Here is a 10,466-nt window from a genome sequence, read left to right as displayed (position 1 = left end):
CACCCCTGCGGTCGCCACCCCCGCGGTAGCGGCGGCCGTGGCACGGATACGGTCGCTGGTCGCGGCGGAGCCCGGCACGGACCTGGCCCGGCTCCTCGACATCCGCATCCCCGACCTCATCCAGTACCAGAACGAGAAGTACGCACGGAGCTACGCCCTGTACGTCGAGCAGGTCCGCGCGAGGGAAGCGCCGGCCACCGCCGTCACCGAAGCGGTCGCCCACCACCTGTACAAACTCATGGCGTACAAGGACGAGTACGAGGTCGCCCGCCTCGCACTCGACGAAACCCTGCGGCAGCAGATCGCAGCGGAGTTCGGCGAGGGCTCACGCTTCTCCTACCGGCTCCACCCGCCCGTCCTCAGGGCTCTGGGGGTCAAGCGCAAGATCAGTCTGGGCCGCTGGTTCCGGCCGGTGTTCCGGGTGCTGCGCGCGATGCGCCGACTACGCGGAACGCCCCTGGATCTCTTCGGGTACGCCCACGTCCGCCGCGTGGAGCGCTCCCTCGTCGAGGACTACCGACGCACCGTCGCGCGAGCCCTGTCCGCCGTCGAATCCGACCCCGGGCTCGTCAAGGAACTCGCCGAACTGCCCGACAGGGTGCGCGGCTACGAACAGATCAAGCTGCGCAACGTGACCGCCTACCGGCAGCGTCAAGCCGAACTCCTGGCCGAGTTGGGCCTGACGCCTTCGGGGACACCGGCTGGCTCCTGACACGCCCCAGTGGAGTTGGAGACCGTGAAGCCTGCCGAGAAGGCCCTGTCCGGGCCCCCTGTGCCCGTGTCGGACGAGCAGTTGGTGGCGATGCCCTCCCATCACCCAGGACAAGATCATCGGGGGTGAGGAAGCAGGATGAACGACAGCGGGGAGCGGCTCCACCGTCGCCGGCAAGATCGGGCATCAGGTCTCCTGCCGCCCCGTCAGAAGGTGCCGCTCTTCGTATAGCCGGTGCCGCTGTTCTTGACGAGGTCGATGACGTCGTCGACCAGGTCGAAGGCGAACAGGACCGAGACCGACTCGATGAACAGGGTTCCGGCGACGGGGTTGAAGACAAAGGTCCCCAGGACGTTGAAACCGGTCGGCGCGCCGAAATTGAGCGCGGAGCCCGCGAGGCTGCCGGCGGTGGTGGTCGCGCCCTGACCGATGGCGGCGGCACCGGCGCCGGTGTTCGCCGCCTGTCCGGCGGCCTTGGCGCCTTCGGCGAGCGCGCGTTCGGTCTCCGCACCGGTGGGCAGCCGGGGGCTGATGTTCCCGGTACCGAACCAGCCCTGGGCGAATCCGTAGCCGGCCAGCCCGAACACCAGGCCGGTGACGAACCCGGCCAGGGCCGATTGCCAGGTCTTCTCCCAGATCTCGCCGAGCGAACCCGTGCCGCCGGCGAACCCGGCCGCGAATCCGGTCGCGGCACCGAGCAGCGCCCCGCTGACCGCTCCGGAGAGCAGGAAGGTCACGAGGGACTTGGCGCCGAACGCGGCCGCGAAACCGGCCCCGGCCAGCGCCCCGCCCAACGCCGCGGCACCGGCCAGCGCCGCACCGAGCAGGACACCCAGCACGATGTCGCCGCCGGCCTGGGCCGCGGTGATGCCGCCGACCGCGCCGCCGACCGCCATCGCGGCGAACACCCCGATCATGGCGCCCAAGCCGATCAGTCCGACCCCGAAGGTGACCACGGTCAGCACCACGACGGCCACGACGGCCACGATGGCCAGCGCGATGTGCCACCAGGCACGGCCTGCGGGGTCCCGTACGGTGACGGGGTCGTTGGCGGCGTACGCGTAACGGTTGAGGCCCACCGGATGCCACAGGTCCGCGGCGACCGTGTCGGGGACGAGGTAACGGCCCAGTACGGGGTCGTAGGGGCGCTTCGGCGACAGGTACAGGGCCATCTGCTCAAGGAGTTCGTAGCCGTCGTACGTGTCCCTGGGCCGGTCTCCGCCGGCCTGGATGGCGAGAATCCTGCCGAACGGGTCGTACGCGATCCGTTGGACGACCGTGCCCGTGCCGGTGGTCATGAGACGGACCGAGCCGTGGTGGTCGGTGTGCCATCGGGTGAGCGACCCGCCGGGGACGAATTGCCCGATCCGGCCGCGGCCGTCGGTGACGATGCACAGCAGTTGGCCGTCGTGCAGCTCGACCAGGTCGTCGAGGAGTACGGTCCGCCGGATCCGGCCGCCGACCGTCATCTCCCGTACGGCACGTTCGCCGAAGGCACCGAAGGACACCTCGGCGCCGGCGGGTCCGGCGATCCCGACGAGGCGGTCACGTCCGTCGTAGGTGAGTGTTCCGGCGGGGCCGCTGGTCTGCCGTCCGGCCGCGTCGTAGCCGTACTGCTGTGCTCCCGCCGTGGTGACGCATACCGGTGGGGCACCGCGCTCACCGTAGCGGAACGTCCCCACGTCGCTGCGGGAGAGGATGTTGCCCGCAGCGTCGTAGGTGAAGTCGACGGCGGGGCCTTCCGAGGGCTCGGCGCGGGTCAGTTGGTACAGGTCGTCGTGACGGTACGTCCACGCGTCGGCGGGCGTCGGTCCGGACACGGTGAGTACGTGTCCGGCGTGGTCGCGGGTGAGTGTCTCCTGGTCGAGGAGCAGCCCGGCTCCGTCCCTGACCTCGGTCGCGGCGATCCGGGAGAGCATGTCGTACTGCCGCGTGACGTGCACTCCGCCGGTGTACACGGTCGTCACCGGGCTGCCTGCCGGGTCGTAGTCGATCGAGTCGATGACTCCGGAGACGGAGGTCAGCAGTCCTCGCGGGCCGTACCGGTAGGTCAGGACCGGGCCGGGGGCGTCGGGGGCACTGCCGGGGTAGGCGATGGACACCACGCGTCCCAAGCGGTCGGTGCGGCGCCGGAGCGCGTGGTCCGCCCCGCCGGTCAGGGACACCCGGCGCCGTTCGACCTCGCCACGCACGTCGTAGTCGAAGGTGAGGGTGCCGCGCACGTCGTCGACCGCGGCGAGACGACCGATGCGGCGGCCCGGGGCTCCGCCGTTGCCGACGTCGTCCTGGTCGAGGTAGTGGTAGACCACCTCGGGTTGTCCGTCCTGGCTGCTGCGGACCATCCGGTTGAGCTCGTCGAACCGGTAGCCGGCGTGCTGGCCGGCGGCGTTGCGGCGCTCCACCAGGTTGCCCGCCGCGTCGTGGACGAAGACGACGGTGCCGGTTGCCGGGTCGTCCACCCGGATCCGCTGTCCCAGCAGGTCGTAGGTGACCGTGGTGGGCCTGCCGTTGGCGTCCGTGATCTCCACGGGCTGGTCGCGCAGGTCGTACCGGTAGCGCGTGACGACCTCGGAACCGCCGGACCGGGACACGACCTCGGCAACCCTGCCGGCCGCGTCGAGGTGGTAACTGGTGGGCGTGCCCTCATGGGCGCCGCCGGCCCGGGTGTCCTCCTCGTCCCACATGTCGGACCGGCCCGGGGCGTGCACACCGAGCCGATACGCGCCGTCGGGCAGGTCCACCCGCAGCGGTCGACCGAGCGCGTCGAAGCTGGTCGCGAGATGCGGCAGGGCCTCGGTCGGGGCCTGGGGGCCGGGCCCCACCGGCGTCCGGAACGGCAGGTACTGACGGGCCGCCAGGCCCCGGGCGTTGCGCCACACCGCGTCGGTCACCAGCCAGGAACCGTCGCCGTCGAGGCGGGCCACCCCGGTCTCCCGGCCGTCGGAGTCGACCAGCCGACGGGAGGTGACCTTGTCACCGCGGTCGGCGCTCGGGTACTCGACGGTCTCCACCGCCGGTCCGGTCGGATCGAGCAGATACCGGTACGTGATCGTGGGCGCGTCCGGCTCGTCGCCGGGACGGAACTCGGCCGCCAGGCGGGCCAGGGCGTCGTAGGTGTTGCGGCGGACACCGCCGTTGCCGTCCGTGAGGGCGGCGGGCCGCAGGGCGTACCGGTCCACGGTCGCCTCGACGACGTTGCCGCGGGCGTCGGCGCGGCGCACCGGGAAGAGCCGGTCGGTGTCGAGGGACAGGGTCACCGGGGTACCGCGCGGGTCGAGGCTGACCAGAGTGCCGGAGGTGGAGCGGTCGTACCGGCGGACATACACCCACCAGCCGTCCTCCCCCGTCCTGCGGTGGTACCCGAGCTCGGTGAGATCGGGCGGATCGGCGCCGTACACCGCGCTCATCTGGTCGTCGCGCAGAGCCAGCCGTTCCTCGGACGTGACGAGACCGAGTATCAGCGACCCCTCCGGCAGGCCCGTGAAGGGCTGCCCGTCGTAGCGCAGAATTCTGGCGTCGACGATCGTGCCGGTGCCGTCGGTCTGGGTGATCCGGGCCGGCCGGTCGACTATCCAGCGGCCGGGATCCGTGGCGTACTCGGTGACGGTGCGCAGGTCCTGAGTGGCGGTCGGGTCGGCTGCGAGGGTGTTGCGCTGCCGTTGCTCGGTGACGTTGCCGAAGTCGTCCCAGCCGACGGTGGTGGTGGCGGTGGTGCGCCAGGGCGTGGCGGCACCGTGCAGATGGTTCTCCCACCGCTCCGTCAGCCGGGGGGACGCGACGGTGGCGCCGCCCACCTCGGCGATGTGCGCCTGCCAGGTCTGCCGGACGTCGAACAGCGGGGGCTCGACGTCCGGGTCGGCGTCGGCCCGATGGCCGGCGGAGCGGATCACCCGGCCGCGCAGCACCTGTGCGGCGAGCCGTTCGTCGTGGGCGGGCGGGCGGTCGGTGCGTTCGGGGGTACGTCCGAGGTGGAACTCGGTGCGCTTGAGCAGCGCCTCGACGCCGGCGTCGCCCTCCTCCACCTCGTCGACCCGGGCGAAACCGAGGAACCGGCGCAGTGCCGGATCCCAGTGCCCGTCGTGGTAGGCGAACCGGCTCGTGCGGGCAGCCGCAGCGGCTTCCGTCTGTACGACGCTGGTCACAACGGGCAGGCAGAACGGCAGCGACGTCGACCAGGGCCTGCCTCGTTCGGCATCCCGCCGTGCCTCGGCCGGCGATGTGCCGTAGCCGATCTCGGTGACGTGGCCGATCCCGTCGTCGATCCGGTTCAGCAGGTACGGCTTGGCGTCGAGGTCGACCAGGCAGGCCATCGGGCGCGTCCGATGCCGGGTGGTCAGCAGCAGCCCCACGCAACCGGTACCGCGCAGGTCCACCGGTTCCACCCGCTCGGCCGCCACACCAGGTACCGGAGCGACGGTGATCTCGGCCTCGAACGCGGCGCCGCCGAGGTTGGGCCAGATCCGTAGCGCGTCGGTGTCCACGTAGACCAGGTCGGCGCAGCCGTCCCCGTCGACATCGGTGAGCAGGAGCCGGTCCGTCCGGTAGTCGGCGGGCAGCAACGGGCTGCCGGCCATGGTGCGGGGCGCCCCCCAGCGGCCGTTGCCCAGGTTGGGCCAGTACCGCACCCGTCCGCTGCGCACCTCGACCAGGTCGACCAGGCCGTCGCCGGTCATCGGGGCGACGTGGATGTCGGGCGACCGGAGGTCGACGCCGATGAGCGGATCGTCGCCGCCGACCGCCTTCTGGTCGACGTGCCGCCAGTCCTCCGCGCCGCCTGCCGTGGACACCGTGGCCAGTACGCCGTCGCCGAGCCTGAGCAGGTCGGCGGCGCCGTCTCCGTCCAGGTCGAGCAGGCGTACGTCGGGGTCCCAGGGCGCGAACGTCGGCGCGTAGGCGCTGACCACCGGCGCGCCGAGGACACCCGCGCCGTCGACGGGGTAGCGATGCCGAAGACCGCGGCCGACGGTGACCAGGTCGACGCGGCCGCGTCCGGTGAGGTCGGCGGCGAGGGTGAGGGCGTCGGGCGGGACACCCGGCAGACCGGTGCGGGCCAGCCGGCGCGGAGGATCGAAGGCCAGTCCGCCGCGGTTGCGGGCCACGGTCGGCGTCGGGCCGAGCGAGACCGCGTCCGGCAGTCCGTCACCGGTCAGGTCGGCGACGGTGCCGCCCGGTGCGGCCAGCACACGGGCGACGGCCGCATCGACCGCCCGTACGGTGAAAGCGCCACCTGCGGTGTAGCCGAACGCCAGCCGGGGAAAGGTGGCCACGGCGCCGTCCGCGCCGTGCCCGGAGAGGGTCACCCCGGCGAGCAGGCTGTGCCCGGTCGGCCGGCCGGCGACGTAGTCGAGGGTGTAGCGACGCAGCGAAGTCGGTGCCTGCGCCGAGGCGTGCAGTTCGATCGACGTGCACCGCCGGGTGGTGGTCAGAGGGAACCCGGGGCGGCCGTCGAAGACCGGGTCGGGCCGGGACTCGTAGTGCAGTTCGAGGCGGTACGCCGCCCAGGTCACCGACTCCAACAGCCGGTCGCCGGTCCAGGTGTGGACGATCTCGTCACCGGCCGGGCGGATCGAGCGTTCCAGGAGCCAGGCGTACACCCTCGACGGATCGGCCGGATCCGCGATGCGGGCGGCGGCCGTGGTGCCGACCAGATGGCGCACGCCGGAGCGGTCCGTCAGTTCGAAACCGTCCCCCTGCCGGCGGATCCGCCAGCCCAGTCCGTCGGTCTCGGGTACGAGCCGGCCCGGCTCTCCCGGCACCTCGACCAGCGGTCCGGCGCCCGGCAGGACCAGCGGGTCCGTTCCGTCGTAGCGGGGCAGCCGCCCGTCGCAGGACAGCTCGACCCGCAGGACCGGCAGGGACCAGCCGAGCCCGAAGGGCCCGTCTCCGAAGCCCGTGGCGTACTGCAACGTCAGTTGCGGGGTGTGCCCGTCGACGCCCTGCGGCAGGTCCAGGGGGATGGCGTAACCTCCGCCGCCGGTGTTGAGGTCCGGGGTGAAACTTCCGCCCAGACCGCCGACGGAGCCTCCGCCCTTCGGCAGGCTGAGGACATCCGGAGTGGTGCCGTTCACGCCCCACCTCGCCTGGTGTAGTCGTACTCCACGAAGAGGAGGACGTCGTACACAGCGGTGCGGTCGGCACCGTCCGCTGTGGTGGCCAGCCCCCAGGCCCCCGCCACGGGGGCACCGTGCAGAGCGGCCAGGGCCGGTGTGGTCGACGGCACCCGCCCGGTACCGTCCGGGGTGACGTCGGCGGTGGCGCTGCCGGGTGCGGTGATCGTGAGGGGTACGGCCGGGGCCGGGCCGTCGGCGCCGAGCAACTGCAGCGACACGGTGCGCACGACCGGGTCCACGTGGTGATGCGGCAGGTGTTCGGGCCCGATCGGCAGGGTCGTCGTGCCCTGGCTGCGCCACAGGAAGAACCGGTCCGGGAAGTCGTTGCCCACGCTGAACGACGTGCTCGCCCGCAGCGCCTCCGGAGGCAGCGGGATCGCCGAAACCGTAGCGGCGAGGGTCCGGTCGAACTGCGCCTCGAAGTGGAAGGTGACCTGGACGTCGACGATGAACCGGAAATCGACGTCGTTGACATCGGGCGGGTACCGCAGCGTCCATCCGGAGGCCATGCCGACCCCCTCGAACACGGTGAGCAGCTCCGGCCGGGGCCGGAACAGCACGGCGTCATCGCGCTCGTACGAGCCGAGCAGGAGTGTGTCGACGTTCTGCAGCCGCCACTTCACGGTCGTGTCGAGCGCCCGGTACTGGGAGATGCCACTGTTGACCAGGGTGCCGCGCAGGCCACCGGACGGGACCAGTCCGACCACCGCGACCTCGACGGCCTGGATGCGGTGGTTGTACGAGCCGGGATAGTCGCGCTCCAGGTCGGAGAGCAGGGTGTCGAACGAGATCTGACCGGTGCTGCGGAATCCGGCGAACGCGAACGGGAACTTTTCCGCGAGCGAGACGACCAGGCCGGCCCGCAGCGTCTTGTGGGTGGTGCGAGTGATCCGGTCGTAGGTGAAGTAGTCGATGTCGGCGATGAGTTGGTCGGAGCCGAGCATCCCGTTCACGGCACCGGCCGAGTAGTCCGTGCGGATCCGGTCGACGGTGGTGTCGTAGTCGAACTCGTAGGCCCGCTCCATCAGCCGGGCGACCCGGGTTGCCCAGTACAGGTACCGCAGGACTTGCCCTTGCATGAAGTCGGCCAGCCGCCGCCACACCTCCGGGGTGAAGAAGCCTTGTTCGAACCCGCTGACCAGTTGCTGGGCCTGTTGCCGGCGCAGCCTCGCGGCCTGCGCCGAGAGGTTCGCGGCTTGTGCCCTGGCCTGCGACATAGCCAGCTGATCGCCCGACTGCTGCGAGGCGAGGGCGAGTTCGTTGATGTTCTGCTGCATCCGGAGCAGCTCGTAGTCGCGGCCGATCACGCCGAGCCGCTGCCGGTCGGCTGCGATCACCTCGTGGATCCGCCGCCCGTCGCCGGGAATCGGGTTGTTGAGCTCCCAGCTGTTCTGAGAGCTGTACCAGGCGATCTGCCGCTCAAGACCGATCTGTTCGTTGGCCATCGCGCTGTAGGCCTGGCGCGCCGCCTGCGCGTCGGTCCGGCGCAGGTTGGTGAGTTGCTGTGCGGTCCGGGCGAGTTGGACCTCGTCCCGTGCGGCGACGGCCTGCTGGTCGGCGACGGCCTGGTCGGCGGTCGCCGAGGCCACCGCCTGCTGCAACTGCAGCCGGGTCAGTTTCCCGGTGTCGTAGCGGTCCATGAACTGGATGAAGTCACGCTCGGCGGCCTGCGCCTGCTGGCCGAGGAACCGTGCGGCGTTCTGCAGGTAATCGAAGGTGAACGGCGGCACGAAATCGACGGGGACTCCGAACCAGTCCAGGCTCTGGCCGAGTTGGGCCACCTTCGCGGCGATGTCCAGCACTACCGCGCCGAGACCGGCGTCGAGGTCGCCGGGCAGCGTCTCCGGGGTGGCCAGCAGTTCGGCGACGAGGGTGCCGACGCCGGCGAGCGCGGGCCGCGTGTACAGCTCTCCGCCGCCGCGGGCGCCGTCTGCGGCCACCACCCCGCCGTAGGCGGCCAGCGCTCCGGCGAACTCGCCCTGCTGGTACAGCAGGTCGCCCTCGTCGAGGTACGTCTGCGCGAGCCGCAGCCACAGCACCGGTGCCTCAAGGGCCTGGTTCAGGTAGGGGTACTGGGCGGCCCGGTAGAGCCACAGCCGGGCGTTGGCCCAGTCGCCGAGCCCCGCGTACGCCTCCGCGAGGCCGACGGGGATCACGTAGTAGAACAGGTGAGCTAAATGAACGGACAGGTCGACCGCCGTCAGGACGGACCAGCGCAGCTCCAGGTAGGTCTTCGCGGTGGGCCGGGTCTCGTAGGCGGCCGACAGGAGAGTGCCGACCGACGGCGCGGCAGCCTTCTGCCAGCTGATGGTCCTGATCTCGGAGCCCAGCGCGAACCCCGCCGTGTAGCGGACCTTGCGGTCGTCCTGTTCCAGGGTGCCCACGAGGGGGGTGCTGCGCCATGCCGTGGCGATCAGCGGATCACGGACGATGAGCCGGACGCCCCGGCCCAGCGACTTCTGCACCTCGGCGCTCACGGCCCGGTCGCCGTCCGCTCCGCCCACCAGCAGCCCACCGACGCCGGTGCCGGCGCGCACACCGGTGGCCGAGCCGCCCGGCACACCGCCGACGACATCGGCCACGCCCGTGCCGTCCAGCTCGGCGGCGACATCGGCCCGGCCGATCGACCGCATCACCTCCAGGGCGTGCCCGACCGCGCCCGCCGCCTTGCCGGACTGCTCGTCGGTCTGCTTGAGCGCCTCCTCGGTCTTGGAGACCTCACCGGTCGCCGCCATGATGACGGCGAGGTTGTGCATGGCCTGCGCGGTGCCGAGCGTGTTCTCCGCCTTGCGGAAACCGTCGGCCGCGCCGGTCAGGAGCTTCACGGCCTGATCGCTGCGGCCCGCCTGGGCGGCCGCGGCCCCCGCGTTGAGCAGGAGGCCGGCCTGGGCGACCTTGTCGTCCTTCGCCAGGTCGGCCGCCGCCGACAGCCTCTTCGTCGCCAGGTCGTACTCGCCGTCGTCGAAGGCGACCATGCCCAGCGTGGCCAGCTCGGTGAAAGGTACGGCCTTCTCCGTACCGGGCCGCGGCAGTGCCTTGGCGGCTTCCCCGTAGCCGCCGAGCCTGGTCCGGTCGATGTCCGCCTGGATGACAGGCGTGTCCGGAGTACCGGGCACCAAGTCGCCCAGCAGTACTGTTCCGGCCCGGACGACTTCCTTCAGGTGCGCGACGTCGTGCGGCGCGCCGAAGTGGGGATTGACCGCCGCCGCCCCGGCCGACCCTCCGTCGGCGAGGAGTCGGAAGATCCGGTTGCGCACGGACTCGTAGGACTGTGTCGCCCCTGAGTACTCCCCGGCCAGCACCAGGCCGTGGGCCTCGTCCAGATCGGCCTTGATCTCGTCGAGCACAGCGGTGCGCGGCGATCCCGGAGCCATCGTCGCCTCACCTGCCGAAGCGACGCCCAGCGGGTGGGCCGAGTACAGCAGGATGGCCGTGTCCGGATTCATGGTGCCTCCTGGCGCCGATTGGCAAGGGCACGTGAACGGGTACACAGGTGCATGCCCAGGCACGGAGAACCTGCCGTCCACGGACAGGCGTGTCAACGCGACACCGCGGACATGAGGTTGCGAACGGCCCCGAACGTCTAACGCCGGTCCGTCACGTCGCGTACCTCTCTCGTGCCGCCAACTCGCTTATAAGGCGGA

General features: G+C 71.5%; 3 protein-coding genes. 1 reads left to right on the top strand and 2 read right to left on the bottom strand.

The features are described 5' to 3' along the window. A partial coding sequence (locus AOK01_RS32495; RefSeq protein ID WP_342671082.1) for a DUF6537 domain-containing protein occupies positions 1–712 on the top strand: 712 nt, incomplete at its 5' end. A 206-nt stretch (positions 713–918) separates the two neighbouring features. Here the strand turns inward: AOK01_RS32495 and AOK01_RS32490 are convergent. Continuing rightward, positions 919–6,780: a toxin TcdB middle/N-terminal domain-containing protein gene (locus tag AOK01_RS32490; RefSeq protein WP_055518014.1), complete on the bottom strand. Its 5,862-nt coding sequence runs from the start codon at positions 6,778–6,780 to the stop codon at positions 919–921. Beyond that, positions 6,777–10,268, bottom strand: coding sequence for a Tc toxin subunit A-related protein (locus AOK01_RS43790; RefSeq protein ID WP_055518012.1), 3,492 nt, complete (start codon positions 10,266–10,268; stop codon positions 6,777–6,779). The genes AOK01_RS32490 and AOK01_RS43790 overlap by 4 nt, the downstream gene beginning before the upstream one ends. Between the last annotated feature and the right edge of the window lie 198 nt (positions 10,269–10,466).

The organism is Streptomyces aurantiacus, assembly GCF_001418335.1.
GTDB lineage: Bacteria > Actinomycetota > Actinomycetes > Streptomycetales > Streptomycetaceae > Streptomyces > Streptomyces aurantiacus.
The sequence above is the reverse complement of the archived record's forward strand: the minus strand, read 5'-3'. Positions and strand labels throughout refer to the sequence as shown.